This is a genomic window from Sporosarcina sp. P13, from assembly GCF_002743055.1.
Lineage (GTDB): Bacteria > Bacillota > Bacilli > Bacillales_A > Planococcaceae > Sporosarcina.
In genome coordinates this window covers 1-25,975 of record NZ_PDYM01000043.1, presented here as the reverse complement: position 1 = coordinate 25,975, position 25,975 = coordinate 1, and the positions used below count along the sequence as shown (strand labels likewise).

Below are 25,975 nucleotides of genomic sequence, written 5' to 3'. Positions count from 1 at the left end.
GATCTTGTTCTTTTTTAGTGAATAATAGTTTAGTCATTTGATCCGACCCCCGACATCATTTTTATGTATAAACAAAAATACCCTATAAGACGGACTTTTTCAAAGTGTCCATCTTATAGGGTACAGTTTATTATTCTCCGGCTGGCTGTTTTTTGGCTGATTTAATTTGTTTACTACGTAATTGACCACATGCTGCATCAATATCCGTACCGTTTTCTAGTCGGACACCGCAGTTAATGCCTTTGCGTTTCAATGCCTCATAAAACGATTTAATCGCTTGTGGCTCACTTCGCTGATACTGTCCATGCTCATCCACTGGATTGTATGGAATCAAGTTAACATATGCTAAGTGGCGTTTGTCAGCAAGTAATCTGCCGAGTTCTTCTGCTTCTTTAACATGGTCATTGACATCACGTAACAAAATATATTCAAATGTAATTCGACGATTCGTCGTTTCTAAATAATAATTGATCGCGTCCATTAACTTTTCAATCGGAAATGCTTTATTGATCTTCATGATTTTTGAACGCAACTCATTATTCGGTGCGTGCAATGAAACAGCTAAATTGATTTGGATATTTTCATCAGCAAATTCTTTAATCTTTTCAGTTAACCCACTTGTGGATACCGTAATATGGCGCGCACCGATGGAAAGACCTTTTTGGTCATTCACAACATGTAGGAAATTCATCAAATTCGCGTAGTTGTCGAATGGTTCCCCAATGCCCATCACAACGATGTGGCTAACACGTTCGTCTTCGCCTTTACCATCAAGATGTTCTTGCACTTTCATAATCTGTCCAACAATTTCACCTGCATCAAGGTCACGGTTTTTACGCAGTAAACCACTTGCACAGAAACTACAGCCGATATTACAGCCAACTTGTGTTGTTACACAAACAGAATAGCCATAAGGGAATTTCATTAGGACTGTTTCAATTAAGTTACCGTCTGTCATTTTGAATAGGAATTTCACGGTGCCGTCTTGTGATACTTGCTTGACGTTCTGTTCAAGTGTCTGAATCGTGAAATGTTCATTTAGAAGGTCGCGCGTTTCCTTATTGATGTTTTTCATTTCATCGAAAGACTGTACGCGTTTTTTGTAGAGCCAGTCCCATACTTGTGCTGCACGGAATTTTTGCTGTCCTTGTTCTATGAAGAAGTTTGTCAATTGTTCGATCGTCAAACCGTATATGGATGGTTTCATTTAGATTCTAGCCTCATTTCAAAAATTGCAATCCCGTTATTATACTACAGGATTGCCTAAATTGGAACAACTGATTCGTTTTATTGATTTTTTCGCACATCTTTGTCGGTTCTTAGTTTCAAGTAAAAAGCAAGTAAGTTTAATAATGCGAGTACAGCGAAAAAGATTCCCATCCCAGTATGTCCAGTCGTAATTCTGTCATATGCAAAATACGCCATAACCGCACCGATGACGAGATCAATAATTTTTGAATTAAACATGATATTCCCCCCCAATTATCTATTCGTAGTATAGCAGAAAAACGCACCCGCGACCGGATTTTCATCCAAGACGGGTGCGTACTTAGTTAGATTTTCTTATACATTTGTAGTAGTTAATTTATGCTTTTGGATGAAGTCTGTCAAAACCATTTCAAGGTTCGGACTTCCAACTTCATCTAAGTCATAATACACACGTGTACAAGGCTTGTTGATGTTGATGACACGGGATAGATCCATTGGTGTTCCAATGATCACTGCGTCTACATCCGCTGCATTGATTGTCTCTTCAAGGTCTTTCAACTGTTGCTCACCATAGCCCATTGCTGGCAAGATATTCTCAATATGCTGATACTTGTCGAAAGTTGTGATCAAGCTACCTACAGCAAATGGACGTGGGTCAACGATTTCTGCTGCACCTAAACGCTGTGCTGCAATTACACCTGCACCCAATTTCATTTCACCGTGCGTCAACGTTGGACCGTCTTCTACGATCAACACGCGCTTACCTTTAATGATTTCAGGGTTGTCTACAGTGATTTTGGATTCAGCTTTGATAATTGTGCTGTTTGGTGCTGCAAATTTAATATTGTTTTCAACTGTTTGGATTGCTTCTTCAGATGCACTATCAATTTTGTTAATGATTGATACGTCAGTTGTACGCAAGCACACTTCACCTGGGTAATATTTCAACTCGTGGCCGGGACGGTGTGGGTCAAGTACTGTAATTGCTAAATCTGGCTCGTAAAATGAAAAGTCGTTGTTTCCGCCATCCCAAAGGATTACGTCACAGCCGTCTGGATCATTTTCAGCAGCATCTAAGATATCTTGGTAATCGACACCCGCATAAATGATGTTGCCACGATCTACGTGTGGCTCATACTCTTCCATCTCTTCAATTGTACAATTATGTTTCTTGAAATCTTCTACTGTCGCATAACGTTGAACACGTTGTGCCGCTAGATCACCATATGGCATAGGGTGACGGACCGCTACTACTTTTAAGTCATGCTCGAGCAATGTTTCAATGATTTTACGTGACGTCTGACTTTTACCTGTTCCCGTTCTAACCGCACAAACAGAAATAACTGGCTTATTACTTTTAATCATAGTCGCTTTTGAACCAAGTAATGTGAAGTTTGCACCTGCAGCGTTCACAATCGCACCGATTCCCATAACATTTTCGTAGCTAATATCGCTGTATGAAAATACACATTCATCTACTTTAAGTTCTTTGATCAACTCAGGTAATTGTTCCTGAGAATAAATTGGAATTCCTTCTGGATATAATTCGCCAGCTAATTCAGCCGGATATTTACGTCCGTCGATATCTGGAATTTGCGTTGCTGTGAACGCAACAACATTGAATTCTTCTTTGTTACGGTAGTATGTATTAAAGTTATGGAAATCTCGGCCTGCTGCACCAATGATAATTATATTTTTTGTTTTCATAAATTTTATCTCTCCAATCGAGCTTCTTTTTATTATTATAAGTCATGTTGTATAAAAATACAACAGCTAAATTAAAAAAACATATGATTTTGAGTATATATACGTCAAAAACAGAAATTAATTATGTCGAAAACGTTGTAGATATAGCATTTCTTATCGTATTATCAATATTCACATAAATAAAAACCATTCAGAGTCGAATGGTTTTTTATGAGTATATTCATTTATCCAGCTGTTTAAGTACTTTGAATAAAACGCCCATCTGTTCATCAGTGCCGATTGTAATGCGTAAGTAGTCACTGATTAACTCGGAATCAAAGTGACGAACCAAAATTCCTCTTGTCTTTAATTGCTCATACAGCATCTTTGCATCTTGGTTGATCGGCTTCGCAAATACGAAGTTCGCATCAGAAGGTAATACTTCGAATCCAAGTTGTTTCAATGATTCAACCGTATGCTCTCGTGTACGAATAATTTTCTTCGTACTTTCAGAGAAATACGCATGATCTTCAAATGCTGCAGTTGCACCCGCCATTGCCAGACGATCAATCGTATACGAGTTGAATGAATCCTTGATGCGCGTCAATCCAGCGATTAATTCGGGCTGACCTAACGCAAAGCCAACACGTAATCCAGCAAGCGCACGTGATTTTGACGTCGTTTGAATCACTAATAAATTATCATAACGATCGATCAACTTCATCGCAGAAGGACCTGCAAAGTCAATATACGCTTCGTCAATGATCACGACTTGATCTGGATTTTGCTGCAAAATCTCTTCGATTCCGTCAAGTTCTTCGTAAATACTCGTCGGTGCATTTGGATTTGGTAAAATCACGCCACCTTCTGAACCGAAGAATTTCTCCTTAGCGAGCGTAAAGTCCTTGTTCAAAGGCACCTGTTCATATGAAATATCGAATATCTTCGAGTAGACCGGATAAAAGCTATAGCTGATTTCCGGGAATTTAATCATTTTTCCTGGCTCAAAAAATGCCATGAACGCAAATGCCAAAACTTCATCAGAGCCATTACCGACAAAAACATTGTCCTTAGTCAGTCCGTATGTCTTTGCAATCGCGTGGCGCAACGGATCGACTGTCGGTGACGGATAACGCTGTAACGTGTTGTCGTCGAGAGTTGCTTGGATAGCTTCTACTACTTTAGGACTTGGTGGATACGGATTTTCATTGGTATTTAACTTGATGATATCTGGCTGATTCAATTGCTCGCCGGGAACATAAGGTTCCGTCCGGCGTGCAACTGTGCTCAGAAATCTACTCATTGCGTAGCACTTCCTTTTTCGGTCTTCTTTCGCGTAATACTTGCTGAACATCTGTTAAATCCACATCAAGAATATTCATCAGTACAAGTGTGTGATAGATCAAATCTGCAATTTCATTGGATACTTCTTCTTTATCAGCGTTTTTCGCACCGATTACGACTTCAGTGGTCTCCTCGCCGACTTTCTTCAACACTTTGTCAATGCCTTCATTAAATAGGTAGGTCGTGTATGAACCTTCTAACGGATTCGCTTTACGGTCTGCGATTTCGTCAATTACTTCATAAACAACTTCACGTAATGATTCTTCTGTTTCTGTAACCGTTGTGAAGAAGCATGTTTTTTCACCTGTATGACAAGCCGGACCTTGAGGTGCCACTTGCACGAGCAATGTGTCCTTGTCACAGTCTAATGAGATACGCTTTACTTGCTGGCGATTGCCTGAAGTTGCGCCTTTGTTCCATAATTCTTGTCTTGAACGGCTATAGAACCAAGTTTCATTTGTTTCTAAGGTTTTTTCAATTGCTTCTTTATTCATATATGCAAGCATGAGCACTTCACCTGTACGATCGTCTTGTACGATGGCTGGTAGAAGGCCTTTGTCGTCGAATTTAAGTGCATTGATGTCTAGAGTCATATTAGTCATTCCTAACTGCGATTTTTTCTTCTGCTAAGTAATTTTTCAAGTCGCGGATATTGATTTCATTGAAGTGGAATACCGAAGCTGCAAGTGCTGCGTCTGCTTTACCTTCAGTCAGTACCTCTTTAAAGTGTTCGGGTTTACCAGCACCGCCACTTGCGACGATTGGTATATTAACCGCTTCTGCCATCGCACGGTTTAATGCGATATTATAACCATCCTTCACGCCATCTTCATCGACACTATTGACGACCAGCTCACCAGCGCCTAATGCTTCCATTTTAACCGCCCATTCAATCGCATCAATACCTGTTGGTTCCATGCCACCTTTTGCGTACACAGACCATTTCCCTTCACCTTCTTGACGTACGTCCATAGACAACATGACGCGCTCAGAACCATATTTATCAGCTACTTCTTTGATCAACTCTGGATTTGTCAAAGCTGCGCTGTTGATGGAAACTTTATTACCACCGATAGCAAATACCGTATCGACGTCTTCCAACGTACGAATTCCACCACCGACGATAAAAGGTACGGGCACTTCTTTTGCAATTTCTTCGATTAAGTCTAAGAACATACTACGGTTTTTTGTAGACGCGGAAATATCGTAGAATACAAGTTCATCTGCACCGTCTGCAACGTACTTTTTTGCTAACGTTAAAGGATCTGCTACTTCTTGCACGTCTAGAAATTTCTTTCCTTTTACAACTTTACGGTTGTCTACATCCAAACATGGAATGATTTTTTTAGTTTTTGACATGGCTGTCGTCCCCCAATAATTTTTCTAAAGATAAATTGCCTTCGTATAAAGCTTTACCAATAATTGCACCATACATGTCCCTAGCAGCGAGCGTCTTAATATCCGATTCTGTTGATACACCACCTGACGCGATAATGTCTATGGAAGATGCTTCATTCATTATTTGTAGTTCTTCAAAGTTCGGGCCTTGCAACATGCCGTCTTTCATGATGTCCGTGTAAACCACTGTTTTTACACCGATTTTTGCTAAGTCTTGTAATAGATCCACTGCTTTAACATCACTCGTTGCCGTCCAGCCATCTGTTGCGACTAAACCATTTCGTGCATCAATTGATACGGCAATTTGATCGCCATACTTTTCAACCGCTTGCTTCAGGAATTCCGGATCTTGAATCGCTGCTGTACCGATAATTACACGTGCTACACCGTTTTTAATATGTGAATCTACGATGTCCATGTTGCGAATTCCGCCACCCACTTGTACGGGAACAGTTACAGCTTTTGCGATTGCTTCAATGGCTAGCTTGTTCGCTGAGTCACCTGTTTTTGCCCCATCTAAATCTACCACGTGAATGTATTCGGCCCCTTGACGTTGCCATCCTTGCGCCATATCTGTCGGCGAGTCATTATAAACGATTTCTTGCGCGTAATCACCTTGAATGAGGCGTACACATTTGCCACCTCTAATATCAATTGCAGGGAATAAAATCATCAACAAATCCTCCTAAGTAGATCATCATTTTTATTACAAAGTACCTTTAGTGGAAGGTACACCTTTAATGTCTGGATTAATCGTACTCGCTACACGCAACGCACGACCGAAACTTTTGAAGACGGATTCGATTATGTGGTGTGTATTCTTTCCGTAGTTTAAATTAATGTGTAACGTAATTTTCGCATTGCTCGTAAACGCTAGGAAAAACTCTTCAACTAGCTCCGTATCGAATTCGCCTACTTTGTCTTTCATTCCTTCGACATTGAAGACGAGGTATGAGCGACCACTAATATCGATAGAAGCTGTAGATAATGCTTCGTCCATCGGTGTCGAGACAAGTGCGAAACGTTCGATACCTTCTTTTGTACCGATACATTTATTGAAGGCTTGTCCAAGCACAATACCGATATCTTCTACGGAGTGATGCTGATCTACTTCGATATCGCCGTCACATTTGACTGTTAAATCGAAACGTCCGTGCTTAGCAAAAGCAGTCAACATATGGTCGAAAAATCCGACGCCTGTCTGAATATCTGTTTGCCCTGTGCCATCGAGTGAAAAGTCCATTTCAATGTCCGTCTCACCTGTTTTACGTAAAATTTGTTCTCTGCGCATTTAGTATCCTGCCTTTCGTACTTTAATCGAATTCGCGTGACCTGTTAGTTGCTCGGCCTCCGCAAGAGTGATGACATCATCCGCCACTTCCGCAAGTGCGTTTTCGGAGTAATAAATTACACTTGATTTTTTCATGAAATCATAGACGCCAAGTGGTGAGGAAAATGCAGCAGTTCCACTTGTCGGCAATGTATGATTCGGTCCTGCCATATAGTCACCAAGTGCTTCCGGTGCGTGTTGGCCAAGGAAAATCGCCCCCGCATTGCGGATAGAAGCTAAATGTTCCATCGGATTGTCAATCATCAGCTCCAAGTGCTCTGGTGCAAGGCGATTGACGATGTCGAATGCTTCTTGTAATGTATCAACGATAATAATTCGACCGAATTGCTCGATTGATTGCGCCGCGATTTCTATACGATCTAGCTCAGCTAATTGGCGCTCGATTTCTTTTGATAATTCCACAGCAAATGCTTCACTAGTTGTGACGCAAACCGCTGCAGCACGCTCATCGTGTTCTGCTTGAGACAATAAATCTGCAGCTGCATACACCGCATTCGTATTAGCGTCTGCCACGACACAAATTTCACTCGGTCCTGCAATCATATCAATCGCCACATCACCGAATACCCATTTTTTTGCACGTGCTACATATGCATTACCTGGACCTGTGATTTTGACGACTTTTCCAATCGTTTCCGTACCGTATGCTAGTGCCGCAATTGCTTGTGCTCCGCCTACTTTATACATGCGATCGACACCCGCTTCTTTTGCAGCAACTAGTACGTGAGGATTAATCTTGCCATCTTTTTGTGGAGGTGTGACCATTGAAATCTGACCGACACCTGCGATTTTTGCTGGTAGTGCATTCATCAATACCGTTGAAGGATACGCTGCTTTTCCGCCAGGTACGTAAATGCCAACGCTATCAATTGGTGTGACTTTCTGGCCAAGCATGATGCCTTCATTCGGGTTTAGGAACCAAGATTGCTCTTTTTGCGCTTCATGATATGTAGAAATTCGTTGTTTCGCTGCGCGTAATGCACGGTAGAAATCTTCTGTCACGGCTTGTTCCGCTTCTTTGATTTCTTCTTCACTGACGATTAATTCGTCCAGCATCACGCCATCAAAACGTGCGGTGTAGTCGATTACTGCTTTGTCGCCTTGCGCGCGAACGGTATCGATGATTGATAGAACATTACGATCAAATTCCAAATCTGCTTGACTGGAATCGTCTCGTCGTAGTAACTCTTCTGTAAATTCAGCCCCACGAATCGTTTTCATGAGCGCACCTCCAGCCCTTCCTTCATATCTTGTATAAACTGTTGAATATCTTCTGTTTTCGTAGCGTAACTCGCTTTATTGACGATTAAACGCGCACTCACATCAGCTATTTCTTCTAGTACGACTAGGCCATTCTCTTTCAATGTCGTGCCCGTTTCGACGATATCGACAATGACGTCTGACATACCAATCAATGGTGCCAACTCAATTGAGCCATTCAGCTTGATCATTTCTGTGCGAATGCCCTTCTTATCAAAATACTCCTTCGCTACTAACGGGTACTTAGATGCGACGGTTAGGAATGGAATATTTTCTACGGGTGTATTCGGGAATCCCGCCACTGCTAGTTTGCATTTCCCAATTCCTAAATCTAGTAATTCATAGACATCACGGGGATCTTCCATCATGACATCTTTACCAACGATCCCTACGTCGGCTGCTCCTTTTTCTACATAAACCGGTACATCTACGGCTTTGACGAAAATGAGTTTAATCGTTTTTTTATCGTCATAAATAACGAGCTTACGGCTATCATCCGTCCATTCTGAAAATCGAACGTCCGATTTCTCAAGGAACTTCATTGCTCGTTCCGCTGTACGGCCTTTTGCCATTGCGACTGTTAAATAGTCCATTCAGGTACCCCTTTCTTGCTTGTGATGCTGTCTAGTAATTGTTTGAAGTCTCTAAATTCCTTCGCTTCTTCTTCATCTATTAATAGATTCTGCTGTTCTAGTAACTGAATTGTATACTGACTATCTTTAGCAGATGCTTGGCCTTTTAAAGGTTTGGATACGACGCGGTAGTCACGTTCTCTTAATTCATTGGCGATATCAATCGCGTATTTCATTCGGCTTTCTTTAAAGAATACCGTTACGTCGATGCTATAGCGTTCTTTCAATTCTTTCTTTGCAGCAGCTTTCACTAATGAATCAATTTCACAAGCGAAACCAATCGCTGGCAATTTAACACCAAACTCTTCACTTAATGAATCATAACGTCCACCCATCAATACAGGTTTACCAAAACTTTCTACATAACCTTGAAAAATGATACCGGAGTAGTAACCCATATGGTTAATTAATCCGAGGTCGATAACGATATGCTTTTTTAAGCCGTATAACTCAACGATTTTATATGTTTGCTGTAAATAATCAATCGCACGCTGAGCAGATTCGCTCACCTTCAAGTTTTGTAGCCTATCAAATACGACTTGTGGTGCACCGTATAGTAATGGTAATTGTTCAAGTATTTCTTTTACTGATGGATCAATCGGCAATTGATTAAGGAAAGGTCCGATTTCGACTACGTTCTTCGCTTGAATCAATGTCTTCAGTTCAGCTGTCTGATCTATAGTTAATTGCAAGTCCGCTATCAATTCTGTGAAAAACCCAGCGTAACCAATTTCTATTTTCACATCCGAGAAACCTACATCACGCAATGCATGACATGCAAGCATAATCGTTTCTGCATCTGCCTGTGGAGAGCTCTCGCAATAATATTCTACACCTGCCTGCGTCTTGCCGATTCGTTCGTTTTCTTGGAATGTCTGTCTAAATACTTCCTGGACATAATAGTAACGCATCTCTTCCGGCAAGTTACCATTCAACTGAACGAGTTGCTGAGTCAAAGGAATCGTCACATCCGGACGCAAAACCAAAACTTCCCCCGTATAATCAATCACTTTGATCATTTCGTTTTGGTTAATCGACGTGCGCACATTCGAATACAAATCGTATTGTTCAAACGCGGATGTTTTAATACGTTTATAGCCATATGTAGTGAACCGCTTGCTTAGCGTTCCAATAATTTTTTCATGTTTTTCATGTTCACTCGCCAAAATTTCAGAATACACTATTTATTCTACCGCCTTCCGGATACTTTATCACTTTACTAGGCTAAAGTTATTTCTAACTATAATGGATTATTTGGATGTTGTCAACTGTATGTAGCCTGATTCATCTGCTACAATATGTACTATAGAAAAGGAGACATGAGACTATGTTTGATTATCATATGCACAGCGCATTTTCTGCAGATTGCGAGATCCCGATGGAAGAGATGGCCAAAGCTTCAATTGCCAAAGGACTAACTGAAATTTGTTTTACCGATCACGTGGACTATGAGTATCCAGATGACACGATTCACTTCGACTTTGACAAGCTCGAATATGCGAAAGAAATCCAGCAACTGAACGACCAATTTAAAGGACAGCTGACAATAAAAAAAGGAGTCGAAATCGGTCTTCAACCAGACTTATTACACCTTTATGAAAAATTGATGGATGAGCATAGCTTTGATTTTGTCATTTGTTCATTACATACTGTTGAAAACAAATCTTTGCATTATCGTGAATTATTCGCAGATCGTTCTGTGGATGAAGCATTCGAAACATACTATAAAGAATTGCTTTATTGTGTTCAAAATTATAAACGCTATAGTGTTCTAGGACATACCGATTTGATCAAGCGCTATACAGATCAGCCACCAGCCAATAAATTTCATGACTATTTGGAAAAGATCTTCAATATCATTATACCAGAGGGCAAAGGAATTGAGCTCAATACTTCTGGTACTCGCTATGGATTGTCACATAATATGCCAAGCGAAGATATTTTACGGTTGTACAAACAATGTGGCGGCGAAATCATCACACTCGGTTCTGACGCACATCGCACGACTGAAATCGCCCATGATTTCAAAGAGTCACTTGAACTGTATCAATCCATCGGCTTCGATTATTTAGCTACTTTCACAGATGGCAAGCCTGAATTTCATAAAATTTCTTCTTTATAAGATAGGAAAAAGTGACGAAACACATGTGTTTCGTCACTTTTTTATGGCTTGGTAGCGTTCTATGAGCGCCTAGCCGGGGTCTATGAGCGCTTAGCCAAGTTCTATGAGCGACTGGCCGCGGTCTATGAGCGCCTAGCCAAGTCTATGAGCGACTGGACAAGTTCTATGAGCGCCCGGCCAAGTTCTATGAGCGCGCACCGATGAATCTATTACTTCATTTTCGAAACACCCACGTCTTAAACAACGCAAAACGCTCCCGAACCAACACTTTCATCTTCACTACTTCAGGCGTCTTCGCAGCAACTACATCTGCATCCCACCCGATTTGCCTAGCTAAAAACCTTGCTCTTGCCAAATGAAAGTCACTGCTAATGATCGTTACGCCAGCTACTTCAGGAAGTAATTCCTGCGAATACAGCAAGTTTTCATATGTAGACGTTGATTGATCTTCTAAAATCAAACGTTCCACCGCGACGCCATTCAATGTCAAATAACGATACATAGCTTCCGCCTCACTAATGTCTTCATCAAGCCCTTGACCACCAGACAAGACGAATTTTACATTCGGATAGCGATTTGCATATGCTAGCGCTTCCTCAAGTCGATAACGTAAAGACAATGACGGCACTTCCCCATTTACTTTCGCTCCGAGAATCACTGCATAATCATATGTTCCATCTGCTTTAAATTGCTGCGCCTTATGTATTCGCTCTCCTGGAATCATCCAAAACAACCATATCCCTATAGCCAATAGCACAACAATCACAACGCCTATCCCCTTTTTCATACACTCGCCCCTCTTCTTTAACAGTAAGACGGAGTCGAATGAAGATTAGTTGCAAAAAAGTAGCGGAGCTCTCAAAGCCCCGCTACTTCCACGCATCACTGTTAGTAGTTTTTCTTAACGATTTGCTTTTTATTAACCATGCTGTGCACTTCAGTCGGCAGTCCCCATAATTTAATGAAGCCAACTGCTGCTGACTGATCAAATGCATCCTCTGACGTGTATGTCGCCAATTTTTCATCATACAATGAATTCGGTGATGTACGTCCTTCCACTAATGCATGTCCTTTGAACAACTTCACACGCACCGTACCATTGACGTATTGCTGTGTTTCTTTGATAAATGCTTCAAGCGCATCACGTAAAGGAGAGAACCATAAACCGTTATAAATTAATTCACCTAATTTTTGTGAAATGATCGGCTTAAAATGAGCTAATTCTTTCACAAGAGTCAAATCTTCAAGCTCTTTATGTGCTTTCAACAATGTAATCGCGCCCGGAGCTTCATACACTTCACGTGATTTGATACCGACCAGACGATTTTCTACGTGATCGATACGCCCCACTCCATGTTTTCCTGCAAGTAAATTTAATTCTGTGATCAAATCACTCAATAAATACCTCTGCCCATTGATGCTCACTGGAACACCTTGTTCAAACGCGATCTCAACAATGTCCGCTGTATCGGGTGCATTTTCGATGGATACCGTTAAACCAAACGCATCTTCAGGTGGCGTTGCCCAGGGATCTTCAAGAATTCCACATTCATTGGCACGACCCCAAAGATTTTGATCCACTGAATACGGATTATCCAAATCAATTGGAATTGGAATATTATGTTCTTTTGCATAATTTATTTCTTCTTCACGCGACCAGCTCCATGAACGGACCGGTGCAACGACTTCAAGTGTCGGATCAAGTGATTTGATTGCGACTTCGAAACGTACTTGATCATTCCCTTTTCCAGTACAACCATGTGCAACAGTCGTCGCATGTTCCTGATGTGCGATTTCCACTAATTTTTTAGAAATTAATGGACGGGATAATGCGGAAACGAGTGGATATTTATTTTCATAATATGTTTGTGCTTGCAATGAAAGAAGGACGAAATCTTGTGCGAATTCTTCTCTCGCATCAATGACATAGCTGCTCACTGCGCCAACTTGTAGTGCTTTTTCTTTGATGAAGTCAAGATCTTTTCCTTCTCCGACATCTAAACAAACTGCCACTACGCTATATCCTTGATCCGTTAACCATTGAATTGCAACTGATGTATCTAAACCGCCAGAGTAAGCTAATACTACTTTTTTCTTTTCCATGGGTAAGTCCCCTCTCATGCAAGTGAATGTATATTAATTCAACTTAGTGTATTTTTATAATATCATATTTCAGCCAGAACGCAATAAAAAATCAAAAAAACAGACACATTTTTTTACATAATGTGTCTGTTTTTTATCATTTATCGTATACCATGTGCAACCATTGCATCCGCTACTCTAAGGAATCCTGCTACGTTCGCTCCCATGACAAGGTTACCTGGTTTTCCGTATTCATCTGCTGCTTTTTTACAGTCATTATAAATATTTTGCATAACATCTTTCAAATGCATATCTACCTGTTCTTCCGTCCAAGATAAACGCTGACTGTTTTGTGACATTTCCATAGCGGAAACTGCAACACCGCCTGCATTCGCTGCTTTTGCAGGAGCGAATAAAATATTATGCTCTTGAAAGATCTCAATTGCTTCAATTGTACAAGGCATGTTCGCACCTTCACCAACAGCTTTTACGCCGTTTGCAATTAACATATGTGCAGCAATTTCATCGATTTCATTTTGTGTTGCACATGGAAGTGCGATATCACAAGGTATCGACCAAATCGCACTGCAATCAGCGTGGTATTCGGCATGAAGATGTTCTTTCGTATATTCCCAAATACGTTTATTGTTATATTCTTTTAACTCTTTAATAAGCTCAAGATCAATTCCATTTTTATCATATATATAGCCGTCTGAATCGCTGCATGCTACGACTTTCGCGCCAAGTTGCATCGCTTTTTCCATCGCATACGTAGAAACATTACCTGAACCTGATACGATGATCGTTCGGCCTTCAAGTGACAGATTGTTCTCTTTGAGCATTTCATCTACGAAATAAACTGTGCCGTAGCCAGTTGCTTCTTTACGACCTAAGCTACCGCCATGATCCGGATTTTTCCCGGTAAGGATCCCCGCTTCATAACCGCCTTTTATACGATTGTATTGACCAAATAGATAACCAATTTCACGCTTACCTACACCAATGTCCCCAGCTGGAACGTCGATATCCGGCCCGATATGTCTACTCAACTCTGTCATGAAACTTTGCGTAAAGCGCATGATTTCACGATCAGACTTGCCTTTAGGATCAAAATCCGATCCACCTTTACCTGCACCAATTGGTTGACCAGTCAACGCATTTTTAAATATTTGTTCAAACGCTAAAAATTTCATAATACTACTGTTTACAGATGGATGGAAACGTAGTCCACCTTTATAAGGCCCGAGTTCACTATTGAACTGAACACGGAATCCTCTGTTCACATGTACTTTTCCTTGATCATCTTCCCAAGCCACGCGGAATGAAATGATTCGTTCTGGCTCAGTAATCCGCTCAAGAATTCCGTTGTAGATAAATTCGGGATGCTTAGCAAAGACAGGACGAAGGGAATCAAAGATTTCTCTTATTGCCTGTAAAAATTCCTTTTCATCTGGATTCCGTTTCTTCACCAATTCATATACTTCATGAACATAATCGTTTGCTCGTTTACGATTGTTAAATTCAACCTCATCAATCTTTGTCATTTGCGACCATCCCTTTCCTTGTTGTTAGTTGAAAACTGACGACCGACGAGTCGCTCACTTTACTCAGTAGAAGTTATCCTGAAAGCACCTCTATTTCATGAAATTCCACCTATAAAAGGACGAATTCTACTGAATAAATTGAATTTTTAATCGCCTAAAATATTTCTGTGTATTCCAATATTATTACCGAAAACATAGCAAGTTACAAGATTTTTTTTAAACTTCTACAAAACGCTTTAACTTTTGTGTCAATTTTATGTACTTACAACAACTTATACCTTTACAATTGTCTGAATAAAGTGTATTATTAAACTACTCAATCAATCTATGCGAAGCTAGTTGTTAATGGGCATTCGCGGGAGCGTGTGAAATAATACGAAAAGAAAGAGGCGAAGCACCATGAAAAAAAAGTCCAATACGTTACGCTCTATTTTAGGAGCTAATCTATTACTACTCATGACATTTGCTTTCCTACCTGCTTTACTCGTAAATCCTGATATGGATCTTTTCCAAAACGCTATGAAAGTACTCACTAATGAATAAAAATTCCAACACGCGAGCCTTTCCTATTCATAGGAAAGGCTCTGTTTTCTTATCGCTTTCGTATAGTAAATCGATCTTCTAGCAACAACCAATTCTGCGGGAACGCTAAACCGAGCTTCCAATACATAATCCCACGCAATTTAAATTTCTTCAACAAGTCAAATTTCGCATTAATACTTCTGGCGTCTTCAAACCACACTTCATGTTCAGTTCCTTGTATATCATAATACGTAAAGTGAGGAGCCTGTGCCACTGGATCATATTCAATTGCCACTCGTTGTTCAATAGCTAAATTAGTCGCTGTTTTTGGACTTAATGCGGTAGCCGGCTTACTATTTTCTTCACCAAAGGGCGCGGACCAATCATAACCATACAAATTCTGCCCTAAAAAAATCTTTTCACGCGGAATTTGACTGACCGCATACTCTACAACTTTTGTTACTGGACCAATTGGGCTGACAGCTTGTGGTGCACTGTACGTATAGCCCCATTCATACGTCATTAATACAACAAAATCACAAACTTCTCCGTGCACTTTATAATCATGCGCGCCATAAATTCCCGTCGTCACTTCCCCGGATTTAGGTGCAAGTGCCGACGACAATGTCAATCCAGCTTGATGAATTTGATCGCGCGCATTTCGTAATAATTGATTATATAATTCACGGTCTTCCGGGAATAATAACTCAAAGTCGAAATGAATATCCCCATAGCCAATTTTTTTCGCAGTGGCAATAGCTTGTTGTATCATTCGGTTTTGCGCTGCTTGATCCGTGAAGATCACACGTGCAAGCTCTGCACTAAATGTGAATTCTTCTAAGTTTGTCAGCACCATCATATTGATAACGCCTGCATTTTCAGCAATCGTTGGAATGTCTGCAATGGTCGGAGCTTTCAGCGAACCATCGCGCTGTACTTCATAGCTAAACATTGCTAAATAAGTCAGCTGTTTGACGTGTCTTCTAACTTCCGCTAGCATTTCGGGGCTCACTGGATTACGTGGTTCCACGTATAATAATGAATCAATAGGCGTTTTGGGCTGTTCTGGAATATAAAGACGTTGCCCTATTTGCAACATAGCTGTAGTGCTGATGCCATTGATCTGCGCGAGACGTTCAACGGATAAGCCATGAGTTTGCGCTATTTTATATAAGCTATCTCCAGGCCGCACCCAATAGTATGCACCGACGATAGGAATAACTAACGCTTGTCCCACGGCCAAACGGTCGCTATCCAATTCATTTGCTATGATGATTTGTTGGTACGGCACCCCATAGATTTGACCTATTTTGTATAAACTCTCACCTTGTTGGACTACATGTATCTGCATAATACTTCACTACCCTTCCATGTTCTTTTATCAAGGTATGAATGAACGTAATGAAGTATGCATAAAACCTATCTGCCACCACATACTACAACTGATGGAAATGACTAATTGAAGGAGGAAGTATATTTGACCAATCAATTTGAAACATCTCAACATTTGCAAGGTGGTATGGTGCCGCCATCGTTAAATCACGGTGGACATGAGCTCTTTGATATGCATGAAGTACTTGGTGCCGCGGTGGGTGCATTAAACCAAGCGATGATTTTGCGCCCTCACGTACAAGATCCAGAGCTATTAGATATTTTGGATCGCCAGTACCGATTTATGCTGGATGAATATAACATTACAGTCGAATGCTTCAAAACAGGGAAAGACCCTTCACATCCAACGCAACGATATCAAATGAAAGCAGGTAGCGACTTTATTTACGGCATGAAAGAAAAACCTCCAACGAAGCCGATTCAATCCACTGGTGAAATTACAGACGAAATCATTTCGGGTTTTTTACTTAGTGCCGCAAAAGAGGGTTCTACTGGAAAAGCAGCCGCCGCATTAGAAGTATGTAACCCTGTTGTTCGTCGTGTACTCGCTGATTCCATACCAAACTGTATCGAAATGGCTTATGAATTAGCGATTTATCAAAACAAACATCAGTATTACCAAATGCCACAATTAAAAGAACATGACATGAATTTGTTGCTTCAATCATATGTACCTGTTGGTCAGCCTGGCATGCCAACCCCCCTTCAATAAATAAGTAATTAGAACGGGTGGATACCTTTTCCATCCGTTCTTTTTCTTTTCACTTCATTCTTACCACTAAACAAATAAGTGAAGAAGACTAAATAAACTTCAGCGACCTTCACTTTACGTTTTCTTTAATGTATTCACATACAAACTGCCATCTGTCTGAATTTCCGCATACAGCACATGCTCTGGCTTACCAATACCTTGCTGCTCCAATTGTTGTGTCAACCACACATCCGTCAGATGTAATTCACGCATATTTTTCTCTTCCACTTTTCCATCTGTAATAATTTCGGTCGGAATATATTTTGGCATCGTAGCAGAAGCTTTGACATCTTTCTTTTTGGCAGGTTGCTCTGTTGGCTTCAGCATAACGCTCAAATTTCCATTTGTTTCAAATATCGCATAATTGACATCTTTCATAGAAAATATAGATTGTTCTCGCAGCATCATATTCAATTCATTAAAATTCAGCCGCAACTTCCGTAATGAGCCTTGTATGATTTTGCCGTCTTGAATAACAATCATTGGTTTATCATCAAGCGCGACTCGTAATTTCACTGATTTGAACGATAAAAAATTGGCTAAAATCGTCAATAACGCCCATAAAACCATTCCGTACAATCCATTAAGAAAGGGTGTTTCTGATTCTCCAGCCAAGTTTGCTGCAATGGAACCAATCGTGATACCAGTTACATAATGAAAGAAAGTCAGTTGAGACACTTGTTTTTTTCCCATGAAACGAGCCAAAATCATTAGGACGATGAAAGAAAGGACCGTTCGTAAAGTCATCTCCCAAAAAGCTAATTCCACAAATTCATCCATGTTCACAACACGCACCCCCGTTGCTCGCAGTATGTGTGAAGTAAGATGGAATTATACGTTACGTAGCATATTAAAATCCTCGCATTTTTAACTCCAGATATATGGCGTCTTTTGGTAAACATAATAGTTAAGCCAATTGGTGAATAATAGATGCGTATGCGAACGCCAAGTATTCTTCGGATCTTTCGTTGGATCATCGTTAGGGAAATAATTTACTGGCACATCGATATCAATTCCCTTTTGAACATCACGCGCATATTCTTCTGCTAATGTACAAGCGTCATACTCTAAATGTCCTGTAACCATAATATGCTTTTCATCTTTCGAAATAATGATGAACGCACCTGCATCGTCCGAAGCAGAAAGTAGTGTCAAATCGGGATGATTTTTTATATCTTCAATGGATACTGATGTATTACGAGAATGTGGCGCAACAAACTCATCATTGAATCCTCTTGCTAATTTAACCGTCGAATCCGTAATATTGTGTAAGTATATACCTGAACACTTCTTTTCTAACTCAAACTTATCAATACCATAGTGATGATAAAGCGCTGCCTGCGCACCCCAACAAATATGAAGGACGGATGTTACGTTCGTTTTCGTCCATTCCATAATTTGCACAAATTCTTTCCAATATACTACATCTTCAAACGGCATAAGTTCAATGGGTGCCCCCGTGATGATCATGCCGTCAAAACGACGATCTTTGACGTGTTCGAATGTGGTATAGAATGTTTCCAAATGTGTTTGACTAACATTTTTTGAAACATACGTCGCTGTATTTAAAAACGTTACATTCACTTGTAATGGCGTATTTCCCAATAAACGCAATAATTGCAGTTCCGTTTTCTCTTTTTCAGGCATTAAGTTCAAGATCAATATGTTCAGCGGTCGGATATCCTGTGAAATCGCACGTTCTTCATCCATAACGAAAATTTTTTCTTCTTTTAGTAATTTTCCTACTGGTAATTGTTTTGGTATATTAATCGGCATGTGTCTTCCCCCTTGGCTTTTCGTTTATCTGATTTCTTTGCAATAAAAAATACCCCTTCTCTTGTAGATAAGAAAATGAGGGTATTTGCACACCATTCTTATCTCTCAAGAATAAAATCTTGTTGGAGGTAGCACCTTCCTGTTTACACAGAGGTTGCTGAAGCGTCATCAGGCCAAATCCCTTAGCTTCTCTTGATAAGTAATATGAAATTGTTTTCTCGATACGAATTCAAAAATTGATTTACAGAGTATTATAACACTAATAAACTAATTGTATAGCGAAATTTTCAAATAGTTCAACAAATATCGATCTTGCAAATTGTAGATAGTAAAAAGTTGTGTATAATAGGAATTAACAACTACTTTTTTCAAGGAGGACGCCATGAAGTCTTTAGGAATTGTTCGAAAAGTTGATCATCTCGGCAGAATTGTCATTCCAAAAGAGCTTAGAAAATCTTTGCTGATAGACAAAGGGGACCCGATTGAAATATTCGCTGAAGACGATCGAATTATTTTAAGAAAGTATCAAGTAAACAGAGCCTGTTTCATTACCGGTGATGTTTTAGATGAAAATAAACAATTATCAAATGGCTTATTCATTAGCCCTAGAGGCGCAAAGATTCTTTTAAATGAGCTAGGAGATTATTCATAATATAAAAAGCCATCTCAACCGGGATGGCTTTTTTATTGTACATTTATAGACTGTTGATAAACTCTTCTATTTCTTCTTTTGTTTTTCGGTTCTTACTAACGAAACGCCCTGTCTCTTTCCCTTCATTGAACGCAATAAAGCTCGGGATTCCAAAAATATCGAGTTGACTACATAAATCAATGAAATCGTCACGATCGACCGAAATAAACTCATACTCAGTAAATTCGGTTTCTAGTGTTGGTAGAAATGGCTCGATCACTCTACAATCAGAACACCAATCTGCAGTGAATAAAAATATAACACGTTCTTCATTTTTCAGTTGCTCAAATTGCTCTAGGGTTTCCAACTTCTTCATGTCCAAAACTCCTTTATAAGAATAGTATAGCTCCACTATAACACTGTTTTCATTTTAACTTCTCGTCTGACGACTTCCCCCATTTACTCTAGCCACGTTTAAATAGTTATGTTTTTTATCATTTCACCACCTAAACACGAACGTTCACAATTAATTCACTATTTTACGTTCGTATTTAATAGTTTTTTATTTTTATTAGAAAAGTAATTGACAATAACTTTTGACGTGTTATGATTAGTTCTAAATTTAATATACGCAAAACAATTTTGACGAAGACTTACCTTCCCCAAAAAGAATTTCTTAGAGAGCTGATGAAGTGGTGGGAATCAGTAAATTCTAGGGTTGGCGGCACTTCTGAATTGATTGGCTGAATTTAGTAAGCCAATTCGTTACATGCACGTTACGCATGCTGAATGAAGGCTGTTTCGGCAGCAAAACAAGGGTGGTACCGCGTTAGTTTATCGAGCTTTTCGCCCCTTACGTAGTATGTAAGGGGTGGAAGGCTTTTTTTATTTTACCTAAAGGAGGGTTCGCAAACTTACATAAAATACGCTCTATTACACAAGTAGTATTTACAAAAAATCCAATACAAACAATTGAAGGAGAGAATGATTAACATGGCTTTTAAAGTACTTATTAGTGACCCACTTAGTGAAGACGGTATTTTTCCATTACGACAAGCAGAAGGTTTTGAAATTGTAATTGACACAGATTTAACACCTGACCAGTTAAAGGATCGCATCAAAGGTTTTGACGCACTTCTTGTACGGAGCCAAACAACAGTTACAAAGGAATTGTTGGAGTCAGCTGACCAATTGAAAATCATTGGTCGTGCAGGTGTAGGTGTCGATAATATTGATCTAGATGCTGCTACTGAAAAAGGAATTATCGTAGTAAACGCTCCTGACGGAAACACAAATTCAGCTGCTGAGCACACAGTCGCTATGATGATGTCAATGGCTCGCAAAATTCCTCAGGCATTTAACTCGTTGAAGAACGGTAAATGGGACAGAAAGTCATTCCTAGGTGTGGAGTTGAAAAACAAAACTCTTGGCATCATCGGACTTGGGCGTATTGGTGCTGAGGTAGCTAGACGTGCAAAAGGACAGCGTATGAACGTCATTGCGTTTGACCCATTTTTAACAGAAGATATCGCTAAAAAGTTAGGTATTGAAATCGGAACAGTTGACGAAGTACTAGTCGCAGCAGATTTCATCACGGTTCACACACCGTTACTTAAAGAAACACGTAGAATGATCAACAAAGAAGCATTCGCGAAGATGAAAACTGGTGTACAAATCATCAACTGTGCACGCGGTGGAATCATCGATGAAGATGCTCTATACGATGCAATTGTTGAAGGCAAAGTAGCAGGAGCAGCACTTGACGTATTTGAAGAAGAGCCATTCTTGGATCACAAATTATTGACATTACCAGAAGTCATTGCGACACCTCACCTAGGTGCAAGCACGTTCGAAGCTCAGGAATCTGTTGCCGTAGACGTTAGCCGTGACGTAGTAAACTTCTTAACAATCGGTTCTGTACGTAATCCAGTAAACTTACCATCCGTTTCTCGTGATGTATTGGCGAAAATCGAGCCATTCTTCGATCTAACAGAAAAACTAGGTATGTTCTTATCACAAATTCAAAACTCTGTTATCAACGAGATCAACATTCAATATGCAGGCGAATTAGCAAACTACGATGTGCGCGCATTGACTCGCAACACAGTAAAAGGTCTTCTCAAGCGTAACCTTGGCGAAACAGTCAATGATGTAAACGCAAAGCTAATGGCTGATCGTTACGGTATCAAAGTGAATGAGCAGAAGACGACTACTGGTAGAGGGTTCTCGAACTTGATCACAGTGGAAATTGTAACAACAAAAGGAATCCGCAAAGTAGCGGGTACACTTCTTAACGGTCTTGGACCACGTATCGTAAAAGTTGACGATTATATTGTCGATGCGATTCCAAAAGGTCACTTACTATTCATCCGCCACATTGACCAGCCTGGTGCAATCGGCCGTGTAGGTACATTGCTTGCAGAAGAAAATATCAACATTGCAGCGATGCAAGTTGGACGTTCTGCTGAAGGTGGAGACGCGATAATGATGTTAACTGTGGATCATCACGTAGAATCTAGTTCCATTAAAAACATCAAAGAAGTTCAAAATATCCACGACGCAAAAGCAATTGATCTATAAGAACATGAAAACTCAGCTGATATGCGTATCAGCTGAGTTTTTTATGTGCGACTAACGAAGAAGTCGAAACCCATGGCGGTGAGGATGCCAAATACTAGACTCCATAGCGCAATGCTAATGGCGGACCAAATTAAGGTAGTCATTTTATTCGCACCGAAGACGAGTCCAATGAACGCAGCGATGTGCGTGCCGATAAGAATCGGTCCTGCGAGCGCTAAAACAGGTAAACCATATGTATTCATAATTTTTTCACCCTGCTTACGCCGTTTCGATTCGCCTTTTCCTTTTTTCTTATTCCTGCGTTCAATCCAATCTTTGATTTGCTGAAAACCAATGATTAGTAATATAATCGTTGCCATATTACCGGCGAACGAGAGGATCATCACCCACACCGGTGACAAACCTCGAATGATACCTAGAGGGATGACAAGCATGATTTCTATCCATGGTATAGCAGCCCCTAAAAAAACTAAGAAATATTCTAGCATGGTGAACCTCCTTGATGTATAATCTGCTAGAACAAGTATAGCAGAATCGGAAAACCGATGAGGAAGAGATCCTCATCGGTTTTTCAAATTATCAATTATAGGAAACAATTCATTTAAATTCGTTATTTCATAGGTTGGTTTTACTTCATCACTTGGCGCTTTATTTTCACGATTGATCCAAACGTTTTTCATACCTACACGATTGGAACCAAGAATATCCGTCATCAAATTATCGCCGATCATTATAGCTTCATCCGCTTGAACCTCACATGTATCCAGCACATGTTGGAAAATAGAAGCATCCGGTTTCCCCTTACCAAACGCACCTGAAACGATAATATGGTCAAAGTATGGCGGGATCTCTGGTGAAATTGTTAACTTGATTTGTTGTAGACTTGGTGAACCATTCGTTAATAACACTAGTTGATAGTTTCCTTTTAAACGATCAAGAACTTCATATGTCTCTTCATATATAAAGGGATGATTTTTACGTTCTTTAGGAAACATCTCTGCCAACTCTCTACCGAATGGTTCATCATCGATTCCAAGTTTCTTTAATCCTCTAATCCATGCCTCTTTTTGATAGCCTGGAACAATTCCCTTCATCTTCTGGAACTCTTCCCCTTCATCATCGAAAATACCCCATAGTCCTTCAAACGGATTAATTCCGATGTTCTGAGTGTGTGGGTATGTCTCGTACGTTGCATACAACTCTCTTGCTTCTTGACGCACAGCATGTTCTAATTCTGTTGGGTTCACTCCCAACTTTTTCGTTGCGTACTCACATGTTTTTTGGAAAGCCATCGCAATACTTTTCGCATCCCAAATTAACGTATCATCTAAATCAAAAATCAACGTTTTAATCAATTCGCCATCCCCTTCATTATAAGAGTTTTGTAGTTAAATCCAATTCCCATTATACACATAAATGAGCCAATTTGTTAGGTAGCTTGCTACTGTTTATAGGCCATGAGTCTCTTTATATTATTTTGTGCATATTTCTTAACTAGGAAGGGAAACTAGTAAGTAGGAGGTTAGATGAATATGGCACAACATTATTTTATCGGCATTCCCATTGCCTACCACGTTGAAAACATTGCTGAACACTTTCGAACGAGCTACCGATTAGGAGAAAAATACAAAGTCATTCCACATGCTGACGATTTGCATATGACCATGTGTTATATCGGAGAACTAGATGAATCCAAGAAACCTTCACTCGAAGATGCATTGCATAAAATTTCACAAGATCATAATTGCTTCACTACGTCCGTCACCGGGTTATCCTTTTTCGGTTCATCGACGGGCCCACGTGTAGTTTATCTATCAGTTGAACCAGTGGGAGCGCTATGTAATTTACAACGACAAATCGGTAGACGCACCGGGAAGATTCTTGGGTTAGAACAGGAAAATCGCTTTGTTCCCCATATTACAATCGCTAAAAAGCGTAAAGTGTTAGACAAGATGCAACTAGCTAAAGAAAAGATCCCACCCGTTCCCATAGAAATTAAAGGCTTCACATTATTTGCAATTCATCCGCAAGTTAGCCCATCGTACGAATCAATTACCTACTTTCCATTAAAAAAGAACTGATTGCCTATATTCGCAATCAGCTCTTTTGCCTATTCACTTTCTATACTTTAAAACGTCCCATATCATTTTGAAGTTGTTCCGCTAATTCAGCTAATGTTTGTGAACTAGAAGTGATTTCTTGATTGGCTGCTAGTTGTTCTACTGTCGCCGCACTAGTAGATTGGGCTTCAGCAGATGCTTGTATCGCCAATTCCTCCACTTGTCTTGAACCAATTGCGACTTCTTCCGTCATCGCTCGAATTTCTTCGATTGCCGAAGACACAGTTGCTATTTTTCCACTGACATCTGACGTAGCGTATTCGATTCTTTCAAAGATTGCATTAGTCTTCTTCGTAGATGCCAAACCTTCTTCTACACGTTTATGTCCTTCATCTGTACTATCGACAACTTTCAATACATCTTCAATAATCGTATCTACCATGCGACCGATTTCTTCAGTAGAGCGTTTCGATTGTTCAGCCAGATTTCTGACTTCTTCAGCAACGACTGCAAAGCCCTTACCATGCTCTCCCGCGCGTGCTGCTTCAATAGCTGCATTGAGGGCCAGCAAGTTTGTCTGTTCTGCAATCGTCGAAATGATTGACGTCACATTTCGAATATTTGCTGTATTTTTGGCCATTTCATTAATTGTGACAATGGATCCTCCGATTGTCCGGCTGATGTAATTCATCTGATCTGTCGTTTCATTCATTAAAGTTGAGCCTTCCTTTACCAATCGGGCGACATCCTTGGATGAATTCAACATCTCTTCATTGTCTTGAGTGATCACATCTATCGCAGTCACCATCTCTTCCATAGAAGCGGTTGATTGATTGACGATTTTCGATTGTTTTTCACTCGTCTGTAAATTTTTCTCAGAAATTTCCGCAACCATTTCAGAAGCAGCTAAGCTCTCTTCTGAACTAGCAGATAATTCTTCTGACTGTACAGACAACTTCATAGCTGAATCGCGCGCACGTTGGATGATTCCTTTTAGATCTCTTACCATCGTATTCAATGCAGTTGCCATATCACCGATTTCATCTTGGTTTTTAATAGAGATGTGCTCTATTGCAAAATCACCAGCAGAAACTTCCACTAAGGCTTCTGTCATTCGGCTCACAGGTCTGCTGATTAGTCGACTAATAATTATCGTAATCACAATACTCGCTATCAATCCTAGAATAATTAACCCAATCATTAACAACGTCGCACTTTTTGTATATTCTTTTACTTCCGCTGACATTGTATCTTGTTGCTCCTTTTGATACTCAATCAAAGTATGTATATTATCAGAAATAACAAATTGATAGGTTACCCCATTCCTCCCGATTTGTAAAACTTTTTCATCATTACCTGCCTTTTTTGCCTCAATAATATCTTGTAGATATTCATTATATCTATCCGATGCTTCACGAATCTCTGAAATCGTACTTTTCATCACTTTATTATGAATAATTTTGTCCAATTCATTCAATCGATCTTGGTTTTGTTGCTGTGCTGTAACTGCTAAACTAAACTGGACAGTTTCTGCTCGATAAAAATGAACACTTTTCGCTCACACATCCTCCTATCAGTTAAACTTAGAGTGTATTTGATAACTGATGAAACGGAGGATAAGAAAGGTGCTGAAGT

27 protein-coding genes and 1 riboswitch are annotated in these 25,975 nt (G+C 40.0%); of the genes, 6 read left to right on the top strand and 21 right to left on the bottom strand.

Annotated elements, in window-relative coordinates; translation table 11 throughout:
• Window positions 1-130 precede the first annotated feature (130 nt).
• The 11 genes from rlmN to hisZ all read right to left on the bottom strand — a co-directional run bounded on the left by rlmN (window position 131) and on the right by hisZ (window position 10,061).
• A complete protein-coding gene (gene rlmN, locus CSV79_RS14760) occupies window positions 131-1,207 on the bottom strand; it encodes a dual-specificity RNA methyltransferase RlmN (protein ID WP_099689811.1) in 1,077 nt (358 codons plus the stop codon).
• An 80-nt stretch (window positions 1,208-1,287) separates the two neighbouring features.
• On the bottom strand, window positions 1,288-1,467 hold the full coding sequence (locus CSV79_RS14755) for a hypothetical protein (RefSeq protein WP_099689810.1): 180 nt from the start codon (window positions 1,465-1,467) through the stop codon (window positions 1,288-1,290).
• A gap of 96 nt (window positions 1,468-1,563) precedes the next feature.
• The gene (locus tag CSV79_RS14750; protein WP_099689809.1) at window positions 1,564-2,916 is read right to left on the bottom strand and encodes a cyclic 2,3-diphosphoglycerate synthase; all 1,353 of its coding nucleotides are present in this window, start codon (window positions 2,914-2,916) and stop codon (window positions 1,564-1,566) included.
• 220 nt (window positions 2,917-3,136) lie between these two features.
• On the bottom strand, window positions 3,137-4,198 hold the full coding sequence (gene hisC / locus CSV79_RS14745) for a histidinol-phosphate transaminase (protein WP_099689808.1): 1,062 nt from the start codon (window positions 4,196-4,198) through the stop codon (window positions 3,137-3,139).
• Window positions 4,191-4,841 (bottom strand): bifunctional phosphoribosyl-AMP cyclohydrolase/phosphoribosyl-ATP diphosphatase HisIE, encoded by a 651-nt coding sequence (hisIE, locus tag CSV79_RS14740; RefSeq protein WP_099689807.1) that lies wholly within the window; start codon window positions 4,839-4,841, stop codon window positions 4,191-4,193. The genes hisC and hisIE overlap by 8 nt, the downstream gene beginning before the upstream one ends.
• On the bottom strand, window positions 4,834-5,598 hold the full coding sequence (gene hisF / locus CSV79_RS14735) for an imidazole glycerol phosphate synthase subunit HisF (RefSeq protein ID WP_099689806.1): 765 nt from the start codon (window positions 5,596-5,598) through the stop codon (window positions 4,834-4,836). Before hisF ends, hisIE begins: the two co-directional genes overlap by 8 nt.
• Window positions 5,585-6,310, bottom strand: coding sequence for a 1-(5-phosphoribosyl)-5-[(5-phosphoribosylamino)methylideneamino]imidazole-4-carboxamide isomerase (hisA, locus tag CSV79_RS14730; protein ID WP_099689805.1), 726 nt, complete (start codon window positions 6,308-6,310; stop codon window positions 5,585-5,587). Before hisA ends, hisF begins: the two co-directional genes overlap by 14 nt.
• A 33-nt stretch (window positions 6,311-6,343) precedes the next feature.
• Entirely contained in the window at window positions 6,344-6,928 is a 585-nt protein-coding gene (gene hisB, locus CSV79_RS14725) for an imidazoleglycerol-phosphate dehydratase HisB (RefSeq protein WP_099689804.1), read from the bottom strand.
• A complete protein-coding gene (hisD, locus tag CSV79_RS14720) occupies window positions 6,929-8,209 on the bottom strand; it encodes a histidinol dehydrogenase (protein WP_099689803.1) in 1,281 nt (426 codons plus the stop codon).
• Window positions 8,206-8,841: an ATP phosphoribosyltransferase gene (gene hisG, locus CSV79_RS14715; RefSeq protein ID WP_099689802.1), complete on the bottom strand. Its 636-nt coding sequence runs from the start codon at window positions 8,839-8,841 to the stop codon at window positions 8,206-8,208. Before hisG ends, hisD begins: the two co-directional genes overlap by 4 nt.
• Window positions 8,829-10,061, bottom strand: coding sequence for an ATP phosphoribosyltransferase regulatory subunit (hisZ, locus tag CSV79_RS14710; RefSeq protein ID WP_158232556.1), 1,233 nt, complete (start codon window positions 10,059-10,061; stop codon window positions 8,829-8,831). The genes hisG and hisZ overlap by 13 nt, the downstream gene beginning before the upstream one ends.
• Window positions 10,062-10,207: 146 nt before the next feature.
• Here hisZ and CSV79_RS14705 point away from each other — a divergent pair, with 146 nt between their 5' ends.
• Entirely contained in the window at window positions 10,208-11,002 is a 795-nt protein-coding gene (locus tag CSV79_RS14705) for a histidinol-phosphatase HisJ family protein (RefSeq protein WP_099689800.1), read from the top strand.
• A gap of 214 nt (window positions 11,003-11,216) precedes the next feature.
• Here the strand turns inward: CSV79_RS14705 and CSV79_RS14700 are convergent, their stop codons facing one another.
• The 3 genes from CSV79_RS14700 to gdhA form a co-directional block, all read right to left on the bottom strand.
• Window positions 11,217-11,789 carry a YdcF family protein gene (locus CSV79_RS14700; protein ID WP_099689799.1) on the bottom strand — a complete coding sequence of 191 codons (573 nt, stop codon included), beginning with the start codon at window positions 11,787-11,789 and terminating at the stop codon, window positions 11,217-11,219.
• A gap of 101 nt (window positions 11,790-11,890) precedes the next feature.
• On the bottom strand, window positions 11,891-13,105 hold the full coding sequence (locus CSV79_RS14695; RefSeq protein WP_099689798.1) for an argininosuccinate synthase: 1,215 nt from the start codon (window positions 13,103-13,105) through the stop codon (window positions 11,891-11,893).
• Between the two features lie 140 nt (window positions 13,106-13,245).
• Window positions 13,246-14,628 (bottom strand): NADP-specific glutamate dehydrogenase, encoded by a 1,383-nt coding sequence (gene gdhA, locus CSV79_RS14690; RefSeq protein WP_099689797.1) that lies wholly within the window; start codon window positions 14,626-14,628, stop codon window positions 13,246-13,248.
• A gap of 399 nt (window positions 14,629-15,027) precedes the next feature.
• Between gdhA and CSV79_RS17020 the strand changes: the two genes are divergently transcribed.
• Complete coding sequence (locus tag CSV79_RS17020) at window positions 15,028-15,171, top strand: hypothetical protein (protein ID WP_199171935.1); 144 nt, start codon at window positions 15,028-15,030, stop codon at window positions 15,169-15,171.
• Window positions 15,172-15,220: 49 nt separating this feature from the next.
• Here CSV79_RS17020 and CSV79_RS14685 read toward each other — a convergent pair whose 3' ends face one another.
• Entirely contained in the window at window positions 15,221-16,501 is a 1,281-nt protein-coding gene (locus CSV79_RS14685) for a glycoside hydrolase family 18 protein (protein WP_099689796.1), read from the bottom strand.
• A gap of 168 nt (window positions 16,502-16,669) precedes the next feature.
• On the opposite strand from CSV79_RS14685, the gene CSV79_RS14680 reads away from it, so the two are divergent.
• Entirely contained in the window at window positions 16,670-17,254 is a 585-nt protein-coding gene (locus CSV79_RS14680; protein WP_099689813.1) for a spore coat protein, read from the top strand.
• A 114-nt stretch (window positions 17,255-17,368) separates the two neighbouring features.
• On the opposite strand, the gene CSV79_RS14675 is transcribed toward CSV79_RS14680, so the two are convergent.
• Both CSV79_RS14675 and metA read right to left on the bottom strand, forming a co-directional pair.
• On the bottom strand, window positions 17,369-18,073 hold the full coding sequence (locus CSV79_RS14675; RefSeq protein WP_099689812.1) for a YetF domain-containing protein: 705 nt from the start codon (window positions 18,071-18,073) through the stop codon (window positions 17,369-17,371).
• A gap of 87 nt (window positions 18,074-18,160) precedes the next feature.
• On the bottom strand, window positions 18,161-19,069 hold the full coding sequence (gene metA / locus CSV79_RS14670; RefSeq protein ID WP_099689795.1) for a homoserine O-acetyltransferase MetA: 909 nt from the start codon (window positions 19,067-19,069) through the stop codon (window positions 18,161-18,163).
• Window positions 19,070-19,164: 95 nt separating this feature from the next.
• Window positions 19,165-19,271: riboswitch (SAM riboswitch) on the bottom strand.
• Between the two features lie 180 nt (window positions 19,272-19,451).
• On the opposite strand from metA, the gene CSV79_RS14665 reads away from it, so the two are divergent.
• Complete coding sequence (locus CSV79_RS14665; RefSeq protein ID WP_099689794.1) at window positions 19,452-19,721, top strand: AbrB/MazE/SpoVT family DNA-binding domain-containing protein; 270 nt, start codon at window positions 19,452-19,454, stop codon at window positions 19,719-19,721.
• A 43-nt stretch (window positions 19,722-19,764) separates the two neighbouring features.
• On the opposite strand, the gene CSV79_RS14660 is transcribed toward CSV79_RS14665, so the two are convergent.
• On the bottom strand, window positions 19,765-20,076 hold the full coding sequence (locus CSV79_RS14660; RefSeq protein WP_099689793.1) for a thioredoxin family protein: 312 nt from the start codon (window positions 20,074-20,076) through the stop codon (window positions 19,765-19,767).
• 617 nt (window positions 20,077-20,693) lie between these two features.
• Here CSV79_RS14660 and serA point away from each other — a divergent pair.
• On the top strand, window positions 20,694-22,280 hold the full coding sequence (gene serA / locus CSV79_RS14655; protein ID WP_099689792.1) for a phosphoglycerate dehydrogenase: 1,587 nt from the start codon (window positions 20,694-20,696) through the stop codon (window positions 22,278-22,280).
• A 41-nt stretch (window positions 22,281-22,321) separates the two neighbouring features.
• Here serA and CSV79_RS14650 read toward each other — a convergent pair whose 3' ends face one another.
• Together CSV79_RS14650 and CSV79_RS14645 are read right to left on the bottom strand one after the other, a co-directional pair.
• A complete protein-coding gene (locus CSV79_RS14650; RefSeq protein WP_099689791.1) occupies window positions 22,322-22,768 on the bottom strand; it encodes a small multi-drug export protein in 447 nt (148 codons plus the stop codon).
• Window positions 22,769-22,840: 72 nt separating this feature from the next.
• A complete protein-coding gene (locus tag CSV79_RS14645; protein WP_099689790.1) occupies window positions 22,841-23,635 on the bottom strand; it encodes an HAD family hydrolase in 795 nt (264 codons plus the stop codon).
• Window positions 23,636-23,812: 177 nt separating this feature from the next.
• On the opposite strand from CSV79_RS14645, the gene thpR reads away from it, so the two are divergent.
• Window positions 23,813-24,361 (top strand): RNA 2',3'-cyclic phosphodiesterase, encoded by a 549-nt coding sequence (gene thpR, locus CSV79_RS14640; protein WP_158232555.1) that lies wholly within the window; start codon window positions 23,813-23,815, stop codon window positions 24,359-24,361.
• Window positions 24,362-24,401: 40 nt separating this feature from the next.
• Here thpR and CSV79_RS14635 read toward each other — a convergent pair whose 3' ends face one another.
• Complete coding sequence (locus CSV79_RS14635; RefSeq protein WP_143560590.1) at window positions 24,402-25,808, bottom strand: methyl-accepting chemotaxis protein; 1,407 nt, start codon at window positions 25,806-25,808, stop codon at window positions 24,402-24,404.
• Window positions 25,809-25,975 lie beyond the last annotated feature (167 nt).

Excerpts from the sequence above, each read along its gene's own strand:
- rlmN (WP_099689811.1), bottom strand. The coding sequence starts at position 1,207 with ATGAAACCATCCATATACGGTTTGACGATCGAACAATTGACAAACTTC.
- CSV79_RS14755 (WP_099689810.1), bottom strand. The coding sequence starts at position 1,467 with ATGTTTAATTCAAAAATTATTGATCTCGTCATCGGTGCGGTTATGGCG.
- CSV79_RS14750 (WP_099689809.1), bottom strand. The coding sequence starts at position 2,916 with ATGAAAACAAAAAATATAATTATCATTGGTGCAGCAGGCCGAGATTTC.
- hisC (WP_099689808.1), bottom strand. The coding sequence starts at position 4,198 with ATGAGTAGATTTCTGAGCACAGTTGCACGCCGGACGGAACCTTATGTT.
- hisIE (WP_099689807.1), bottom strand. The coding sequence starts at position 4,841 with ATGACTAATATGACTCTAGACATCAATGCACTTAAATTCGACGACAAA.
- hisF (WP_099689806.1), bottom strand. The coding sequence starts at position 5,598 with ATGTCAAAAACTAAAAAAATCATTCCATGTTTGGATGTAGACAACCGT.
- hisA (WP_099689805.1), bottom strand. The coding sequence starts at position 6,310 with ATGATTTTATTCCCTGCAATTGATATTAGAGGTGGCAAATGTGTACGC.
- hisB (WP_099689804.1), bottom strand. The coding sequence starts at position 6,928 with ATGCGCAGAGAACAAATTTTACGTAAAACAGGTGAGACGGACATTGAA.
- hisD (WP_099689803.1), bottom strand. The coding sequence starts at position 8,209 with ATGAAAACGATTCGTGGGGCTGAATTTACAGAAGAGTTACTACGACGA.
- hisG (WP_099689802.1), bottom strand. The coding sequence starts at position 8,841 with ATGGACTATTTAACAGTCGCAATGGCAAAAGGCCGTACAGCGGAACGA.
- CSV79_RS14705 (WP_099689800.1), top strand. The coding sequence starts at position 10,208 with ATGTTTGATTATCATATGCACAGCGCATTTTCTGCAGATTGCGAGATC.
- CSV79_RS14700 (WP_099689799.1), bottom strand. The coding sequence starts at position 11,789 with ATGAAAAAGGGGATAGGCGTTGTGATTGTTGTGCTATTGGCTATAGGG.
- CSV79_RS14695 (WP_099689798.1), bottom strand. The coding sequence starts at position 13,105 with ATGGAAAAGAAAAAAGTAGTATTAGCTTACTCTGGCGGTTTAGATACA.
- gdhA (WP_099689797.1), bottom strand. The coding sequence starts at position 14,628 with ATGACAAAGATTGATGAGGTTGAATTTAACAATCGTAAACGAGCAAAC.
- CSV79_RS17020 (WP_199171935.1), top strand. The coding sequence starts at position 15,028 with ATGAAAAAAAAGTCCAATACGTTACGCTCTATTTTAGGAGCTAATCTA.
- CSV79_RS14685 (WP_099689796.1), bottom strand. The coding sequence starts at position 16,501 with ATGCAGATACATGTAGTCCAACAAGGTGAGAGTTTATACAAAATAGGT.
- CSV79_RS14680 (WP_099689813.1), top strand. The coding sequence starts at position 16,670 with ATGGTGCCGCCATCGTTAAATCACGGTGGACATGAGCTCTTTGATATG.
- CSV79_RS14675 (WP_099689812.1), bottom strand. The coding sequence starts at position 18,073 with ATGGATGAATTTGTGGAATTAGCTTTTTGGGAGATGACTTTACGAACG.
- metA (WP_099689795.1), bottom strand. The coding sequence starts at position 19,069 with ATGCCGATTAATATACCAAAACAATTACCAGTAGGAAAATTACTAAAA.
- CSV79_RS14665 (WP_099689794.1), top strand. The coding sequence starts at position 19,452 with ATGAAGTCTTTAGGAATTGTTCGAAAAGTTGATCATCTCGGCAGAATT.
- CSV79_RS14660 (WP_099689793.1), bottom strand. The coding sequence starts at position 20,076 with ATGAAGAAGTTGGAAACCCTAGAGCAATTTGAGCAACTGAAAAATGAA.
- serA (WP_099689792.1), top strand. The coding sequence starts at position 20,694 with ATGGCTTTTAAAGTACTTATTAGTGACCCACTTAGTGAAGACGGTATT.
- CSV79_RS14650 (WP_099689791.1), bottom strand. The coding sequence starts at position 22,768 with ATGCTAGAATATTTCTTAGTTTTTTTAGGGGCTGCTATACCATGGATA.
- thpR (WP_158232555.1), top strand. The coding sequence starts at position 23,813 with ATGGCACAACATTATTTTATCGGCATTCCCATTGCCTACCACGTTGAA.